The 15,365-nt window shown below is 67.2% G+C and carries 14 protein-coding genes; 8 read left to right on the forward strand and 6 right to left on the reverse strand.

Going from position 1 to position 15,365, the window contains the following annotated elements:
* From ACE3SS_RS09575 to ACE3SS_RS09610, 8 genes are all read left to right on the forward strand, one after another.
* Positions 1-331 (forward strand): Hcp family type VI secretion system effector (locus tag ACE3SS_RS09575; protein WP_374593305.1); only part of this gene is annotated, 331 nt, incomplete at its 5' end.
* Between the two features lie 140 nt (positions 332-471).
* Complete coding sequence (locus tag ACE3SS_RS09580) at positions 472-954, forward strand: Hcp family type VI secretion system effector (RefSeq protein WP_374593307.1); 483 nt, start codon at positions 472-474, stop codon at positions 952-954.
* Positions 955-983: 29 nt separating this feature from the next.
* Positions 984-1,811 (forward strand): type VI secretion system accessory protein TagJ, encoded by an 828-nt coding sequence (locus tag ACE3SS_RS09585; RefSeq protein ID WP_374593309.1) that lies wholly within the window; start codon positions 984-986, stop codon positions 1,809-1,811.
* A 7-nt stretch (positions 1,812-1,818) separates the two neighbouring features.
* The gene (tssE, locus tag ACE3SS_RS09590; RefSeq protein WP_374593311.1) at positions 1,819-2,325 is read left to right on the forward strand and encodes a type VI secretion system baseplate subunit TssE; all 507 of its coding nucleotides are present in this window, start codon (positions 1,819-1,821) and stop codon (positions 2,323-2,325) included.
* Positions 2,326-2,383: 58 nt separating this feature from the next.
* Complete coding sequence (gene tssF / locus ACE3SS_RS09595) at positions 2,384-4,261, forward strand: type VI secretion system baseplate subunit TssF (protein ID WP_374593312.1); 1,878 nt, start codon at positions 2,384-2,386, stop codon at positions 4,259-4,261.
* Positions 4,237-5,457: a type VI secretion system baseplate subunit TssG gene (gene tssG, locus ACE3SS_RS09600; protein ID WP_374593314.1), complete on the forward strand. Its 1,221-nt coding sequence runs from the start codon at positions 4,237-4,239 to the stop codon at positions 5,455-5,457. Before tssF ends, tssG begins: the two co-directional genes overlap by 25 nt.
* Before the next feature lie 31 nt (positions 5,458-5,488).
* The gene (gene tssH / locus ACE3SS_RS09605; RefSeq protein WP_374593316.1) at positions 5,489-8,242 is read left to right on the forward strand and encodes a type VI secretion system ATPase TssH; all 2,754 of its coding nucleotides are present in this window, start codon (positions 5,489-5,491) and stop codon (positions 8,240-8,242) included.
* 30 nt (positions 8,243-8,272) lie between these two features.
* A complete protein-coding gene (locus ACE3SS_RS09610; protein WP_374593318.1) occupies positions 8,273-9,637 on the forward strand; it encodes a tetratricopeptide repeat protein in 1,365 nt (454 codons plus the stop codon).
* A 22-nt stretch (positions 9,638-9,659) separates the two neighbouring features.
* Here ACE3SS_RS09610 and ACE3SS_RS09615 read toward each other — a convergent pair whose 3' ends face one another.
* The 6 genes from ACE3SS_RS09615 to ACE3SS_RS09640 are packed head-to-tail and all read right to left on the reverse strand — an operon-like array spanning position 9,660 to position 15,326.
* A complete protein-coding gene (locus ACE3SS_RS09615) occupies positions 9,660-10,319 on the reverse strand; it encodes a hypothetical protein (protein WP_374593320.1) in 660 nt (219 codons plus the stop codon).
* 40 nt (positions 10,320-10,359) lie between these two features.
* Positions 10,360-12,042: a putative porin gene (locus ACE3SS_RS09620; protein ID WP_374593322.1), complete on the reverse strand. Its 1,683-nt coding sequence runs from the start codon at positions 12,040-12,042 to the stop codon at positions 10,360-10,362.
* Positions 12,043-12,059: 17 nt separating this feature from the next.
* Positions 12,060-12,770: a TonB C-terminal domain-containing protein gene (locus ACE3SS_RS09625; protein ID WP_374593324.1), complete on the reverse strand. Its 711-nt coding sequence runs from the start codon at positions 12,768-12,770 to the stop codon at positions 12,060-12,062.
* Positions 12,771-12,772: 2 nt separating this feature from the next.
* Complete coding sequence (locus ACE3SS_RS09630; protein ID WP_374593326.1) at positions 12,773-13,174, reverse strand: ExbD/TolR family protein; 402 nt, start codon at positions 13,172-13,174, stop codon at positions 12,773-12,775.
* A 12-nt stretch (positions 13,175-13,186) separates the two neighbouring features.
* Positions 13,187-13,594, reverse strand: a complete 408-nt coding sequence (locus ACE3SS_RS09635) for an ExbD/TolR family protein (protein WP_374593328.1) — start codon at positions 13,592-13,594, stop codon at positions 13,187-13,189.
* A 4-nt stretch (positions 13,595-13,598) separates the two neighbouring features.
* Entirely contained in the window at positions 13,599-15,326 is a 1,728-nt protein-coding gene (locus tag ACE3SS_RS09640) for a DUF2341 domain-containing protein (RefSeq protein ID WP_374593330.1), read from the reverse strand.
* Positions 15,327-15,365: the final 39 nt, after the last annotated feature.

Raw genomic sequence — 15,365 nt, forward strand, 5'->3', positions numbered from 1 at the left:
CGTGCAAGACCTGTCGTTCACCAAGTATGTGGACAAGGCCTCGCCCCCGTTGCTGCTGGCCTGCATGAAGGGCACGCACTACCCCGAAGCCACCCTGGTCGTGCGCAAGGCGGGCGGCACCCCGCTCGAATACATCAAGGTCACGCTGACCGAGGTGCTGGTCACCTCGGTGAGCACCGGCGGCAGCGGCGGCGAAGACCGCCTGACCGAGAACGTGACGCTGAACTTCGCCAAGGTGAAGTACGCGTACCAGCCGCAAAAGGCCGACGGCTCGAAGGATGGCGGCGAAATCCCCATCACGTACAACGTCGCCGAAAACGTCTCGGAGTAATTCCGTCACGTCCGGCCGGAGGTGGAGCGCCGCGAGGCGCCTGCCCCGGCCCCAGGTCTGCATGGCACAGCCCGCCGCGCCCCGAACAGGCCGGGCAGCCGGTTGTGCCTTGCGGATTGATTTGCTTTGCAGAGGTCGCGATGGCACTTGGTGACATGTTCTTGAAGATCGACGGCACCCGCTCGGGGCCGGTCAAAGGCGAGTCCAACGATGCCGCGCACGGCGGCGAGATCGACGTGCTGAGCTGGTCTTGGGGCATGCGCGCCGGCTCGGCCATGAGCGGCGGCGGCAACGCGGCCAAGACGTCGCTCGACGCGCTGATGGTGACCAAGCGCGTCGATGCCGCCTCGACCGCGCTGATGTCCGTGATGCGCAGCAACGAGTTGCTCAAGAAGGCCGTGCTCACGGTGCGCAAGTCGGGCAACAACCCCATCGAATATCTCGTGATCACCCTCGAGAACGCCCGCATCACCTCGTACGACGTGGCGACCAACCCCGAGACGCCCTATTTGCTCGACGAGAAGATCTCGTTCAGCTTCGAGAAGATCTCGGTCGATTACTACCCGCAGGACGACAAGGGCGCGCGCAAGGGCGGCTCGAACTTCACGGCTCAGACGAACTGAGCCCCAACCGGGCCCAACCCCAGCTCACGATGAACGCTCTCGTCACCCCCCAAGACGCGCTGCACGGCGGCGACCCGGCGCAGGCTCTCAAGCTGCTGCAAGACCAGATCCGCGCCAAGCCGGCCGACGCCAAGCTGCGCATCTTTCTCTTCCAGCTGCTGTGCGTGACCGGCCAGTGGGAACGCGCCCTCAACCAGCTCGACGTGGCCACCGGGCTCGACGCCTCGGCGCTGGCCATGGCCCAGACCTACCGCGAAGCCATCAAGTGCGAGTTGCTGCGCGCCGAGGTGTTCAAGGGCAAGAAAGTGCCGATGATCTTCGGCCAGCCCGAAGCCTGGCTCGCGCTGCTGATCGAGGCCCTGCTGCGCGATGGTCAGGGTGACGCGGCCTCGGCCCGGAAGCTGCGCGATCAGGCCTTCGAGCAGGCCCCGGCGACGGCGGGCACGCTGGACGACGCCGCGTTCGAATGGATCGCCGACGCCGACATGCGGCTGGGCCCGGTCGTCGAGGCCATCATCAACGGCAAGTACTACTGGGTGCCGTTCGCGCGCCTGACCCGCATCGAGATCGAAGCCCCCGAAGACCTGCGCGACACCGTCTGGATGCCCGCGCACTTCGAGTTCGAGAACGGCGGCGATTCGGTCGGGCTGATCCCGACGCGCTACCCGGGCAGCGACGGCGCCGACGGCCTGCTGGCCTTGTCGCGCAAGACCGAATGGCTCGAAGCCGCGCCGGGCGTGTTCACCGGACTGGGGCAGCGACTGTTCACCACCGACAGCGGCGACAAGCCCCTGATGGACGTGCGCCACATCGCGCTGACGCCGGCGCCAGCCGAGACCGCCGCTCCAGCGGCCTGAGCACGCCATGGCCGAGCTGACGCCCCAGGAGCGCCTGCAACCCGCGTTGCTCGACCGGCTGACCGACGACCACCCCGAAACGCAGGTCGAGCCGCGCGAGATGCGCGTGATGACCCGCAACCGGCTGCGCGAGGCGGTGCTGCGCGACATCGGCTGGCTGCTCAACACCACGCAGGTATCGGGCGAGCACGACTGGCGCGAGGCCCCGCTGGCGCAGCACTCGGTCATCAACTACGGCCTGCCGGCGCTGTCGGGCACCACGGCTTCGTCGCTCGACGCCATCGACCTCGAGAACCAGGTCAAGCGCGCCCTGCTCGACTTCGAGCCGCGCCTGGTGGCGTCCACCTTGCGGGTCGAGGCGCTGGTCGATGAGCTGCAGATGGATCATCACAACGTGGTGAGCTTCCGCATCAGCGGCAACCTGTGGGCGCAGCCCGTGCCGTTCGAGATGCTGTTGCGCACCGAGGTCGATCTGGAGTCCGGCCAGGTCAACGTGCAGGATCTGGCTCGCTGACCCCCGCCCCACCGTCGCCCACCCCGCGCCTCTCCGCTTTACCCCACCCACGCCCGCCATGGACCCTCGACTGCTGCGCTACTACAACCAGGAACTGCAGCATCTGCGCGAGATGGGGGCCGAGTTCGCGCAGCAGTTTCCGAAGATCGCCGCGCGGCTGGGCATCGACGGCATCGAGGTCAACGACCCCTACGTCGAGCGCCTGCTCGAAGGCGTCGCCTTCCTGAGCGGACGGGTGCAGCTCAAGCTCGACGCCGAGTTCCCGCGCTTCACGCAGCGCCTGCTCGAAATCGTCCACCCGCAGTTTCTGGCGCCCACGCCGTCGATGCTGATCGCGCAGCTGCAGCCCGACCTGGGCGACGCCAATCTGGCGCGGGGCGTGGTGGTGCCGCGCGGCAGCGTGCTGCGCAGCCAGCTGGCCAAGGGCGACGCCACGGCCTGCCAGTTCCGCACCGGGCACGACGTGACGATGTGGCCGATCGAGATCACGCGGGTCGAATATTTCTCGTACGCCGCCGACCTGCCGCTGTCGGCGCTCGGCGGCCTGAGCCGCAAGATCAAGGGCGGCCTGCGCATCAAGCTGCGCGCCACCGGCGGCACGCAGTTCGGCCAGCTCGCGCTGCAAGACTTGCGCGTGCACTTCAGCGGCAACGACGAGATCGCCTACAAGCTGCACGAACGCGTGCTCGGCAGCACCGTGGCGGCGCTGGTGCGGCCGCTTGGCGCGGGTAGCGCGGGGCACACGGCACTGCCCGGTCGCGTCGCGCAGGCGGTGGGCTTTGAAGACGACCAGGCCTTGCTGCCGGTGCACCTGCGCGGCTTCTCGGGCTATCGGCTGCTGCAGGAGTACTTCGCCTTTCCGCAGCGCTTTCTGTTCGCCGACCTGTGCGGCGTGGGCGACGCCTTGCGCGCCCAGGGCGGCACCGAGGCCGAGATCGTGCTGCTGTTCGATCGTGGCGACACCGCGCTCGAAAGCGTGGTCGATGCCAGCAACCTCGCGCTCAACTGCGTGCCCGCCATCAACCTGTTCGAGCGCCGCTGCGACCGCGTGCAGGTGGACGCCACGCGCAACGACTTCCACGTCGTGGTCGATCGCACCAAGCCGATGGACTTCGAGGTCTACGAGCTCACCGAGGTCACCGGCTACGGCATGGGCGTGGACAACGAGCAGCGCTTTCTGCCCTTCTACGCCGCGTACCACACCGAAGCCAGCACGCACAGCGCCTACTACGCCGTGCAGCGCGAGCCGCGCCTGCTGTCGGCCACGCAACAGCGCAACGGCACGCGCACGTCCTACGTCGGCACCGAGCTCTACCTCTCGCTGGTGGACACGCGCGAGGCCCCGTTCGCGGGTGACCTGCGTCAGCTCGGCATGAGCGCGCTGTGCACCAACCGCGACCTGCCATTGCTGATGCCGTTGGGCTTGGGCGCCAGCGACTTCACGCTCGACAACGCCGCCGCCGTGAAGGCCGTGCGCTGCATCAAGGGGCCGAGCAAGCCGTTGTCGGCGCTGCGCGAAGGTGGCATCGCCTGGAAGTTCGTCAACCACCTGTCGCTCAACTACCTCTCGCTGCTCGACACCGACGAGCGCCAGGGCGCCGCCGCGCTGCGCGAGCTGCTCGAGCTCTACGCCGCCGGCAGCGACGGCAGCATGCTCAAGCAGGTCGAAGGGCTGCGCTCGGTCCGCACGCAGCCCATCGTGCGCCGCCTGCCGATGCCGGGGCCGATCACCTTCGGGCGCGGCCTGCAGATCGATGTCGAAGTGGACGAATTCGCCTTCCAGGGCTTGAGCGCCTTCTTGTTCGGCGCGGTGCTGGACCGCTTCTTCACGCGCCACGTCTCGATCAACGCTTTTGCCGAAACCACGCTGCGCTCGCAAGGCCGCGGCGAAATCATGCGCTGGGTGCCGCGATGCGGGACGAGACCGATCCTCTGAAACCCGACGACCCGTTCGCCGACTTCGCCGGGCTCGCCGCGCCGGCGGATGCGGCCGAGCCCACCAGCGCCCCAACCAGCGCCCCAACCAGCGAGCCGACGCCCGCCGCACCACGCACGCCGCGCGAGCCGCAGCCGGTGGCCGACCCCTTCCCGGCGCTGGCGGCCGAGCCTTATCGCTACGACTTCTTCCATGCCCTGCGCTGGATCGAAGCGGCCCACCCGCACCAGCCGCGCCTGGGCACCGGGCGCAAGCCGGCCGACGAGCCGCTGCGCGTGGGCCAGACCCCCGATCTCGGTTTCGCGCCCGCCACGCTGCACGCGCTGCAGCCCGCCACGGCGCACCGCCCGCCGCGTCTCGACGTGCGCTTCTTCGGCCTGTTCGGCCCCAACGGCCCGCTGCCGCTGCACCTCACCGACTACGCCCGCGAACGCATCCTGCATCACGGCGACGAGACCTTCGCGCGCTTCGCCGACGTGCTGCACCACCGGCTGGCGCTGCTGTTCTACCGCGCCTGGGCGCAAGCCCAGCCCACCGTCAACCTCGACCGCCCGGCGCAAGACCGCTTCGCCGACTACGTGGGCTCGCTGATCGGCATCGGCAGCCCGGCGCTGCGCGGCCGCGACGCTGCGCCCGACCACATCAAGCTGCACTTCGCCGGCCGGCTGGCGCGTCAGGTGCGCAATGCCGAAGGCCTCGAAGCCCTGCTCAGCGGCTACTTGCAGCAGCCGGTACGCATCGAAACCTTCGTCGGCCACTGGATGAGCCTGCCGCCCAGCGAACGCACGCGCATGGAGCGCGGCGGCGGCCTCCGCTCGCAGCTCGGCTCGGGCGCCGTGCTCGGCAGCCGCGTGTTCGACCGGCAGCACAAGTTCCGCATCCACATCGGCCCGCTCAGCCTGGCGCAGTACGAGGCCTTCTTGCCCGACGGCCCGGCGATGGCCGGCTTGACGGCACTGGTGCGCCAATACTTTTGCGGCGAGCTCGACTGGGACGTGCGCCTGCACCTCAAGCGCGCCGAAGTGCCCACCGCGCGCCCCGGCGCCTACGGCCGATTGGGCTGGACGAGCTGGGTCGGCAAGAACCGCCAGCGCGAAGCCGCCAGCACCGACGAAGACTCGCTCACCCTGCACCCCGAATCCTGGCGCGCGCCCCGGCACCGGGCCGCGGCATCGCCGTCTCAACCGTCTACCTGAGTCCAACCGCATCCACCTGAAAGGAAGCCCCATGGCCGAGATCAGCCGCGTCACCCTGTTTGGCAAGCTCAACAGCGCCGCCTACAAAGCCGTCGAAGGCGCCACCGTGTTCTGCAAGCTGCGAGGCAACCCCTACGTCGAGCTGGAGCACTGGGTCGCGCAGATCGTGCAGGCGCCCGACTCCGACTGGCACCGCGTCATCAAGCACTACGAGCTCGACACGTCCGTGCTGGCCAAGGACATCACCACCGCGCTCGACCGCCTGCCGCGCGGCGCCACGTCGATCTCCGATCTGTCGGACAACATCAGCAACGCCATCGAGCGCGGCTGGGTCTACGGCACGCTGATGTTCGGCGACGGCGCGGTACGCACCGGCTACATCCTGCTGGGCATGCTCAAGACGAGCTTCCTGCGCAACGCGCTGTTCGCCATCTCGCGCCAGTTCGAGAAGGTCAAGCCCGATGACCTGAGCGAAGACCTGCTGAAGATCGTGGCCGGCTCGCCCGAAGACGGCCTGGGCACCAGCGATGGCAGCGGTGTCGGCGGCGCGGCCCCCGGCGAAGCGAGCGGCGCCATCGCCCCGGCGCAGATGGGCAAGGAAGAAGCCCTCAAGAAGTTCACGGTTGACCTCACGGCGCGCGCCCGCGAAGGCGGCATGGACCCGGTCTCGGGCCGCGACGAAGAGATCCGCCAGATCGTTGACATCCTGATGCGCCGCCGCCAGAACAACCCGATGCTGACTGGCGAGGCGGGCGTGGGCAAGACGGCCGTGGTCGAGGGCTTCGCGCAGCGCATCGTGCGCGGCGACGTCCCGCCCTCGCTGAAAGACGTGCGCCTGCTGTCGCTCGACATCGGCCTGCTGCAGGCCGGCGCCAGCATGAAGGGCGAGTTCGAGCAGCGCCTGCGCTCGGTGATCGACGAGGTGCAGGCCTCGCCCAAGCCCATCATCCTGTTCATCGACGAAGTGCACACGCTGGTCGGCGCCGGTGGCGCGGCCGGCACGGGCGACGCGGCCAACCTGCTCAAGCCGGCACTGGCGCGCGGCACGCTGCGCACCATCGGAGCCACCACCTGGGCCGAGTACAAGAAGTACATCGAGAAGGACCCGGCGCTGACCCGCCGCTTCCAGGTCGTGCAAGTGCCCGAGCCCGACGAGCACAAGGCCATCGTGATGCTGCGCGGCGTGGCCAGCGTGCTCGAAAAGCACCACCGCGTGCAACTGCTCGACGAGGCCATCGAGGCCGCCGTGAAGCTGAGCCATCGCTACATCCCGGCACGCCAGCTGCCCGACAAGGCCGTGAGCCTGCTCGACACGGCTTGTGCCCGCGTGGCCGTGAGCCAGCACGCCACGCCCGCCGAGGTCGAAGACTCGCGCCGTCGCATCGAGGCGCTGGACATCGAACGCGAGATCGTGCTGCGCGAACAAGACGTGGGCATCGACATCGGCAAGCGCCTGAGCGACGTCGATGCGCAGCTCGCCGACGAGCGCGCGCGCCTGACCACGCTCGAAGCGCGCTGGAACGAAGAGAAGGGCCTGGTGGACAAGATTCTCGAGATCCGCGCCAAGCTGCGCAGCGGCGGACACCCGGTCGATGCGCCGCATGCCGCGCCGGCAGCGGCCGCCACCGAAGCCCCCGCTGCGGCCGACGCCGCCGCGCCCGCCGCCGACCAACCCGCCGCGCTGACCGAGGCCGAGCGCACCGCGCTGCTGGCCGAGCTGAAGGAATGGCAGGTCAAGCTCGCCACGCTGCAAGGCGAGACGCCGCTCATCATGCCCAGCGTCGATCACCAGGCCGTGGCCTCGGTGGTGGGCGACTGGACGGGCATCCCCGTGGGCCGCATGGCGCGCAACGAGATCGAGACCATCCTCAACATCGGCAAGCTGCTGGGCGAGCGCGTGATCGGGCAAGACCACGCGATGGAGATGATCGCCAAGCGCATTCAAACGTCACGCGCCGGGCTCGACAACCCCAGCAAGCCGATCGGCGTGTTCATGCTGGCCGGCACCTCGGGCGTCGGCAAGACCGAGACCGCGCTGGCGCTGGCCGAGGCACTGTACGGCGGTGAGCAGAACCTCATCACCATCAACATGAGCGAGTACCAAGAGGCGCACACCGTCTCGACGCTCAAGGGCGCGCCTCCGGGCTACGTGGGCTACGGCGAAGGCGGCGTGCTCACCGAAGCCGTGCGCCGCCGCCCCTACAGCGTGGTGCTGCTCGACGAAGTCGAGAAGGCCCACCCGGACGTGCACGAGATCTTCTTCCAGGTCTTCGACAAGGGCTGGATGGAAGACGGCGAAGGCCGCGTGATCGATTTCAAGAACACGCTGATCCTGCTCACCACCAACGCCGGCACCGACCTGATCGCCAGCATGTGCAAGGACCCGGAGCTCACGCCCGACCCCACGGCCCTGGCCCACGCGCTGCGCGAGCCGCTGCTGAAGATCTTCCCGCCCGCGCTGCTGGGTCGTCTGGTCACCATCCCCTACTACCCGCTGACCGACTCGGTGCTCAAGCTCATCGTCAAGCTGCAACTCGGCCGCATCAAGAAGCGCGTCGAGGCGCGCTACAAGATCCCGTTCACCTACACCGACGACGTGGTGCAACTGGTGGTGAGCCGCTGCACCGAAAACGAGTCGGGCGGCCGCATGATCGACGCCATCCTGACCAACACCATGCTGCCCGACATCAGCCGCGCCTTCCTGACGCGCATGATGGAAGGGCACGAGATTCAAGGCGTCAGCGTGGGCGTGACCAACAGCGATTTCGCCTACACGTTCGACTGATCGCCCGGCCCGCCGGCCGCGCCCCCTCGCATGTCCAAGAAGTCTCACACCGGCAGAGGGCGCGCGCCCCTGCCCGCCCCGCGGCACGTTCCCACCCGCGAAGCCCTGCAAATGGCCATGCGCCTGCACCAGCAGGGCTACTGGGACGCCGCGCAGGAGCTCTACGAGCGGCTCATCAAGCTCGACCCGCGCAACGCCAATGCGCTGCATTACCTCGGCGTGCTGCTGCACGCGCGCGACCGCAGCAACGAAGGCGTCCAGCGCATCCAGCAGTCCATCGCGCTCGACCCCGCGGTGCCGGACTGGCACAGCAACCTCGGCAACGTGCTGCTGCGCCTCGACCGGCTCGAAGAAGCGGCGGACGCCTATGCCCGAGCCGTGGCCTTGGCGCCCGACAACGCCACCGTGCTCAACAACCTCGGCGCACTGCGTCGCGCGCAGAGCCGGTTCGACGAGGCCGAAGCGGCTTATCTGAAGGCGCTGCAACTCGACCCGAAGCGCCCCGACGTGCACAACAACCTGGCCAATCTGTACCACCAGATGGGGCGCGTCGAACCCTCGTTGAAGCACTTCTTCGAGGCCGTGGTGCTCGACCCCCAGCTGCACGGCGCGCGCAAGATGCTGGGCTTGGCCTACTACAAGCTGGGCCGCATCGACGAGGCCGCGCAGGTCTACCGCGAATGGGCGGCAGCGGAGCCCGCCAACCCCTTGCCGCGCCACTACCTGGCCGCCTGCACCGGCGTGGCCGTGCCCGACCGGGCGGACGACGGCTACATCGAAGCGACCTTCGACGCCTTCGCCGAGAGCTTCGACGCCAATCTCGAACGCCTCACCTACCGCGCGCCGCAGTTCGTGGCCGATGCCGTGGCGCGACTCCATGGCGAGCCGAGCAAGCAGATGGACATCCTCGACGCCGGCTGCGGCACCGGCTTGTGCGGCCCCTTGGTGGCGTCTTACGCGAAGCGGCTGGTGGGCATGGATCTGTCGTCGCAGATGCTGGCCAAGGCCGCATCGCGCAAGACCTACGATGAGCTGCACAAGGGCGAGTTGACCGCCTACCTCTCAGCCCTGCACCAGGCTCACGACCTGATCATCTCGGCCGACACGCTGTGCTACTTCGGCAAGCTCGACGCGGCGATTCGCGCGGCGCACGGCGCGCTGCGGCCCGGCGGCTGGCTGGTGTTCACGGTCGAAGCGCTGCCCCAGGCGTCGCCAGCCGATGGCGCCAGTGAAGACTTCCATCTCCACCCGAATGGCCGCTACAGCCACCGGCAAGGCTACGTGGAGCAGGTGTTGCGCGACGCCGGCTTCAACAACCAGCGCGCCGAGCCCGTGCAGTTGCGCACCGAGGCCGGTCTGCCCGTGATGGGTTGGCTGGTGTGTGCCCAGGCTTGAGGGCTGCTGGCGCGTCGGGCGGTCAACGCGGGCCGGCGGCCGTGGCCGACAGCGAGGGCGCCGGCGCGAAGTAGCGCGCGTCGTCGAGCTTGGTGCGCAAGCCTTCCGCGGCGTTCTCGACGCGCACCGCGTCCAGCCCCAGCACCGACACCTTTTGCGTCCAGGTGTCGGCCGGGTTCTTGCTGCGATACAACTCGATGGTCGCCAAGCCCACCTGGTAGAGCTGGCTGTTGCGCTGCTCGAGCGTGGCTTGCGTCTGCGTGCTGGTGGCGAGCAGGCTGCTGACCGCGCGCAAACGGCCCTGGGTGTCCACCAGCCCGGCGTTGAGTTCGGTGGCCTGGGCCTGGGCTTGCGCAAGCTGCTCTTGCAGCTTGACATTGGCGGCCTCCAACTCGGTGACCTTGGCTTGAACCGCGCGCACCTGCGCCTGAGCGGCGCCGATCTTCTTGACTTCGCTGCTGAGCCGCGCCTTGTCGGCTTCGAGGCTGGTCTTCTCGGCCGTCAACGCCGTCTGCTTGCTTTGCAGTTCATCACGCTCGGACTGCGCCTCGCGCAAGGCTTGCTGGGCGCGCTGCAAGGCCTGCTTTTCACGCGAGGCTTTTTCTTGCGCCGAGGCTGGCGCCACCAGCGCCAGGCCAAGCACGCCGAGCAACGCGACGATGGCGATGCGAGAGGTTTTCATGAGGCGACTCCTATGAGGTGCGATCGGCAAGACGGCCCGATCAGAACCGCGAGTTGAGTTCGAGCTGCCAGACATCGAGCTTGAACGGCGCGCTGCTCAGATCGACCGTGCTGGTGCTCGACGAAGCGTCCTTGAGGTTGCGCGTGCTGGTCAGGCGCAGGCCCACCGAGGTGCGGTTGGCCACGCCATATTGCCCACCGAGGCTCCAGCCGGTGTAGTTGGTGCCGCCGAGGTTCCAGGTGGTGTCGGTGAACGCGTCAACCCACGCATCGCGCTCCAGGCGGCGCAATGCGGCAAAGGCCTGCCAATCGCCGGCGCGCTCGATCTGCTGCTTGCCCACGTTCACGCGCAGCTGATAAGCCTGGGTCTTGCCCTCCAGGTCGATCGTCGAATCGCCCGCGCGGGTGCGGATGTCGCTGAGATCCCACCCGGTGTTTTTCAGATAGTCGAACCACAGCTGCACGCCGATCGGGTCGAACTGGTGGAAGTTCAACATCATGCTGAGGTTGAACGGCTTGAACTTCGATGCCAGGCCATAAACCGGCGCTTTCCCGCTCGGAAAGATCGGGTCGTTGACCGGGTTGATGTTGACGAGCGTGTTGCCCTTCTGCCGCCAGGTGTCGGGGTATTGGGTGCTGAGATACGTCGAGGCCTTGGCTTCAGCGTCACTCTTGTAGGCGCTTTCCTGCACGCCCTCGATGCCGTTGAAGTCGTACATCGCCAAGCCGATCTTGAAGTCGGTTTGCGCCGTCAGACGCAGTTGGGTACCGATCTGCGCGCCATACAACCATTTGTTGGCATCACCGCCCGTCGAGAACTCCTGCAACGGAAAGACGCCCGCCGTGGCGAATGCCTTGTTGCTCGAACCCCAGGGACGCTGGTACCCCAGCGCCACGCCATCGAAATTCAAATCGTCGGGCCAGGTCAGGTCGGTGCCGAAGAAGGGGTTGGCGAATCGCCCGGCGTTGAAGTCCAGCCCCTCGGCTGGCGCCCATTTGATCCAGGCCCGATCCAGCCCGACGTTGTAGCGGTTGAGCCCGGCACCCAGCGTTTGCGACGTGGACGTGGCGCCGTTGGAGAGCGCGCCCGACGCGATGCGGATGCCCGACGCGAGGTTGTCAGCCAGCTTGGCCGTCACGCCCAGGCGAGCACGCAAGGTGGTGCGGGTTCGATCATTGGTGGTGTTGGTCAGGTCGGGCGCCCACATCGGCGTGGCGCCTGAAGCCACCGCGAGTTGGTAGTAGCCGGCCGGATAGTTGCCTTTGTCGAAGCTGTCTTGCTCGAATCGGAAACGCACATCGCCATCGATTGTCAGCCGACCAAACCATTCGGGCAGCACATTGGGTTGCGCCCAGCGCTCGGTCTTGGCCTGTTCGAGCACTTCGGCCTTGATCTGCTCGCGCAGCTCCGCCTTGGTGGTCTCGCTGATGTAGGGCACGCGCACCACGCCTGGAGCAGTTGCGGGAGCGGCCGGCTTCGCAGCGTCCGGACTCGTTGCGCCGCTGGGCCGCGCTTGTTGCGATTGCTTCAGGATGGCTTCAGCCCGCTCGCGCGACAGCAAGCCCGAATCGACCAGCGCTTGCACCAGCGCCATCGTGGAAGCACGCAGCTGCTCAAGCTCGGCACGCTCATCGGCCATCGCCAACTGGGGCTGCGACAGCACGATTGCCATGGCCGTGGCCGACAGCGCCAAAGGAATGCGGGGAAACATCTTGTTCGTCATGATGAAAAACTTTCGGGTTAACCAAGCGGCTGCAGGGTCAAGCGGAACTTGAGCGGTTGAGGCAGGCCCGGCGGTGGCGGCAGCTTCAAGTCGCGCGCGGTTTGGGACAGGGCCGACTTCACCTGCGAATCGACGTCCGACTTGCCCGTCGGCGCCACTTCGTACCGCTGAATCTCGCCTGCCGGAGAAAGCCAGATCGAGAACTCGGCCGTGATCTGACGCTCCGCCGAGCTGAGGTTGCGCTCCAGCTGGTCCTTGAGTTGCTGCCGCGCCGTGTTGATGAAAAACTTGTACTGCGCCCGGCTCGATTGAGTCCCCGTGCCACCGGTGCCATCACCCACCGGCCCGCCCACGTAGTCCTTGGTGATCGAGCCGCCCGCGAACGCGCTGGGGCCATCGCCGGCCGGGCCTTCCATCTTGAGTTGCTGCGGCTGGTTGTCGACCGGCGCCTGCACCTTGGGCGCCTCCATCTGCATCACCTGCTTGGGCTCTTCTTTTGGCGGCGGCGGCTTGTCTTCGGGCTTGGGCGGCGGAGGCGGTGGCGGGGTATCGGGCAGCACCTTGATCGCCACGGTCTGCTTCTTGGGCGACGACACCTTGGCGCTCATGCCGCTGAGCAGCCACGCGCCCAGGCCCAGTGCTGCGGCAATGCCGCCCACCAAGGCCACGCGCCCGGCCCAGACCCGCGCCGGCGACTGGTTGATTTCTTGTTCGGCCAATCCGCTCACGATCAGGTTCCGATCTTCGAGGTGACCAGGCCCATGCTCACATTGAGCCGGTTGCACATGTCGATGATGGCCACCACCTTGGCGTACTGCGTGCGCGCGTCGCCCTTGATGGCAACCGACATCTTGTCGTCGCGCTGCTTGGCTTGCGTCAGCTGTGTCTCCAGCTCTTTCGGGCTCACGCCCACACCGTTGAGCAGCACCGCGCCATCAGGCATCACCTGCACCACCTTCAAATCGTGGTGTTCGGTGCTGGGCTTGCTGCTCGGCTTGGGCAGGCTGATGCTGAGTCCCTGCACCGAGGCCGTGGTCATCAGGATGAACACGACCAGCAGCACGTAGGCCAGGTCGAGCATGGGCGTGACGTTGATGGTGTCGTAGGGTTTGGCGTCGTCTTGGACTTGCATGGCGACTCCGGCTTATTGCGCGCGCTTGGTGACGAGGCCGATCTCGGTGATGTCGAGCCGCTTGGCGATCTCGAGCACCTCCATGACCTTGTCGTACTGCGCTTCGGCGTCGCCCTTGAGCACCACCGGCAGGTTGGGGTTGGCGGCCTTGTACTGGCCGAGGTTGGTGCGCAGCTGGTCCATGCTCACCGGATAGGCATCCAGGTAGACCGAGCCATCGGCCGTGATGGTGATGGCGCGGGTCTGTGGCTTGGCCAGGTTGTTGGCAGCCGTGGTCATGGGTGACTTGACCTTGACGCCCTGCACCGAGGCGGTGGTCATGATGATGAAGGTGACGAGCAGCACATACGCGAGATCCAACATCGGCGTGATGTTGATGTCGTCGTATGGCTGGTTGTCGCCCTTGACGTCAGCGGACATGGCGTCACTGGGCCCCGTAGGTTTCAGCGACGCGGGTCACGAACTCGTCGACGAAGATCTGCATGTCCGCCGAGATGTTCTTGATGCGCGAAGCGAGGTAGTTGTAGCCAAACAGCGACGGGATCGCCACGCCCAGACCCGCCACCGTGGCGAGCAGTGCGGCCGCGATACCCGGGGCGATGGCGTTGACGTTCACGTCGCCTGCGGCCGCAATGGCGGCGAAGGTGATCATCACGCCCACCACCGTGCCCAGCAGACCCAGGAAGGGGCCGCCCGAGATGGCGATGGTCAGCAGCACCATCTTCGAGTTGAGCTGGTGGGTTTCGCGGACCATGTCGGCGTCGATGGCGGCCTTGACGGCATCAAGCGAAGCACTGGACAGCGCGCGCTGGCCCTTGCCCACGTCGCGCTTGACCAGCTCGCGCACGCCAGCCTGGTACAGACGGAACAGCGACGAGTTGACGTGCACGCCGCCCTTTTCGAGATGCAGCAGGTCGTCCTTGGCATCGCGGAAGCGGCCCAGGAAGCTGCGGTTGTCGCGGTCGGTGCGGCCCACGAACATGGCCTTGGTGACCATCACGTACGTGGCGATGGCGAACATCACGGCCAGGATGGCGATCACCGCCTTGGCGTCCGGCGTGAGGCTCTTGATCAGGATGCCCATGTAGCCGCTGTCGCCCTCGCCCGAATCGGCGCTGTCTGCGGACTCGCCCTTGCTGGCGATCAGCTTGGCATCGGCGCTTTGAGCCGCGTGGGTGAACTTGACCCAGTCGGCGCTGCGCACGGTGCTGGCCACTTCAAGCTCGTCGATCTGACCGGTGAATCCTTCACCCACCGCGATCTCGCCCATGATGGTCGGCAGACCGTTCGATGCCTCGACCACCGGCACATCGGCTTGTGCGGTCTGCACACCGTTGGCGTACAGCGTGATCTTGCCGTTGCCAATGGTCGCGGCAATGTGCGTCCAGGCGGTCGGGGCCAGGTCGCCCCCGGCCACCTTGACGCTGCCCAGCGTGGCACTGAGCTTGCCGCCGTCCACGCTGAGGGTCAGCGAGCCTTGCTTGTAGACGGTGCCAGCTGCTGCCGCGTCGGGGCGCGCCCACAGGCTGATGGTGAGCGGGCCGTTGCCGGCCGCCTTGATCTTGTCCGACTGCGGCCACGTCACCGCTTGGCCGGTCAGCTTCAAGCTGCTGGCGATCAGGCCGTTCTTTTCACGGGTGACGGCAGCGGCCGTCTTGAGCGCGCCAGCGTCATCGGCTGCGGGGCCGTCTTTTTCAGAGAAGTGAAAAGCCGCCAGCGTGTTGCTGTCGAACACCGGTGCAGCGGCCTCGGCCACGGCCTTTTCGTTGCCGGCATAGGCGTAGATCGTGTTCTTGTCGGAGCCCGGCACCACGGTGGGCACTTGCACCCACGCCACGGCCAGTTCGTTGGTGGAGTCGTAACGCTCGATCCAGAACTTCAGCGGGGTCTTGTCGTCGCCCGACACGAAGCGCAAGTCCGAGCCATCGGGCTTTGCCGACACGAAGTCGAAGTTGCCCGAATGCAGGCGCACCGGCACCACCGTGCCACTGAGCGCTTCTTTGGTCTCGACGCCAGCCGCGCTGGTGTTCAACGTGATCTTGGTGCGTTGCTTGTAGTCGCCATTCCACCAGGCGTGGGCCGCCGTGGGCAGCGTGGCGGTCAACACGGCGAGCGACACGGCCGCGGTCAGCGAATTCATTACTTTGCGCATGGCAAGTCCTGTTGGCTTATCGAATAAATGTCAAAACGA

The sequence above is a fragment of the Aquabacterium sp. genome (assembly GCF_041915145.1).
GTDB lineage: Bacteria > Pseudomonadota > Gammaproteobacteria > Burkholderiales > Burkholderiaceae_C > Aquabacterium.

Bases quoted from the DNA above. Each gene is read 5' to 3' on its own strand.
- ACE3SS_RS09610 (WP_374593318.1), top strand. From the start codon at position 8,273: ATGTCCAAGAAGTCTCACACCGGCAGAGGGCGCGCGCCCCTGCCCGCC.
- ACE3SS_RS09585 (WP_374593309.1), top strand. From the start codon at position 984: ATGAACGCTCTCGTCACCCCCCAAGACGCGCTGCACGGCGGCGACCCG.
- tssH (WP_374593316.1), top strand. From the start codon at position 5,489: ATGGCCGAGATCAGCCGCGTCACCCTGTTTGGCAAGCTCAACAGCGCC.
- ACE3SS_RS09620 (WP_374593322.1), bottom strand. From the start codon at position 12,042: ATGACGAACAAGATGTTTCCCCGCATTCCTTTGGCGCTGTCGGCCACG.
- ACE3SS_RS09635 (WP_374593328.1), bottom strand. From the start codon at position 13,594: ATGTCCGCTGACGTCAAGGGCGACAACCAGCCATACGACGACATCAAC.
- ACE3SS_RS09640 (WP_374593330.1), bottom strand. From the start codon at position 15,326: ATGCGCAAAGTAATGAATTCGCTGACCGCGGCCGTGTCGCTCGCCGTG.
- tssE (WP_374593311.1), top strand. From the start codon at position 1,819: ATGGCCGAGCTGACGCCCCAGGAGCGCCTGCAACCCGCGTTGCTCGAC.
- ACE3SS_RS09615 (WP_374593320.1), bottom strand. From the start codon at position 10,319: ATGAAAACCTCTCGCATCGCCATCGTCGCGTTGCTCGGCGTGCTTGGC.
- ACE3SS_RS09630 (WP_374593326.1), bottom strand. From the start codon at position 13,174: ATGCAAGTCCAAGACGACGCCAAACCCTACGACACCATCAACGTCACG.
- tssG (WP_374593314.1), top strand. From the start codon at position 4,237: ATGCGGGACGAGACCGATCCTCTGAAACCCGACGACCCGTTCGCCGAC.
- ACE3SS_RS09580 (WP_374593307.1), top strand. From the start codon at position 472: ATGGCACTTGGTGACATGTTCTTGAAGATCGACGGCACCCGCTCGGGG.
- tssF (WP_374593312.1), top strand. From the start codon at position 2,384: ATGGACCCTCGACTGCTGCGCTACTACAACCAGGAACTGCAGCATCTG.